The organism is Virgibacillus carmonensis, assembly GCF_057836705.1.
Genome location: NZ_JBYQFJ010000324.1, coordinates 1 through 563, shown reverse-complemented (window position 1 = coordinate 563; position 563 = coordinate 1). Strand labels below are relative to the sequence as shown.

Here is a 563-nt window from a genome sequence, read left to right as displayed (position 1 = left end):
AGAAAGTGGCAATGCCTTTATTTATGTAATCAAAGACGATAAGGCAATCGAGAAAAAAGTCCAGATTATTGAAACACAGTCAGATCAAACAGCTATAAAGGGTGAAGTGAAAAAGGGCGACAAGGTTGTAACAAGCGGGCAACTAACACTGACCGACGGAAGCAAGGTCAATGTGGTGAAAGAGGGGTAATGCATTTTGAAGCTAGTAAATATATCTGTTAAACGTCCTGTTGGCGTCATCATGATAGTGCTTGCCATTCTTGCACTCGGCGTCGTTTCTTTAAGAAGCCTTACGATTGACCTTTTTCCGGAAATCGAACTTCCCATCGCTGTGGTGGCAACAACCTATGAGGATGCAGCACCACAAGAGGTAGAAAACTTAGTCAGTCGCCCGGTTGAATCGGCAATCAGCTCGGTCGAGGGTGTCGAAACAATTCAGTCGCAATCTGAGTCTGGCTCCTCGCTTGTCATTATGATGTTCAGTAATGGAGTCAATATGGATCAGGCACTCATTGATGTGCGGGAAAAAATTGACCAGGTCAAAAACATGCTTCCTAAAGGTG

The 563-nt window shown here is 44.2% G+C and carries 1 protein-coding gene and 1 pseudogene; both read left to right on the top strand.

Going from position 1 to position 563, the window contains the following annotated elements; all coding sequences use genetic code 11:
- Positions 1 to 190 (top strand): annotated as a pseudogene (locus AC3G7N_RS22125) (efflux RND transporter periplasmic adaptor subunit); the annotation flags it as partial.
- A gap of 6 nt (positions 191 to 196) precedes the next feature.
- Positions 197 to 563: efflux RND transporter permease subunit (locus AC3G7N_RS22120; RefSeq protein WP_489424264.1), on the top strand; the 367-nt coding region annotated here is incomplete at its 3' end.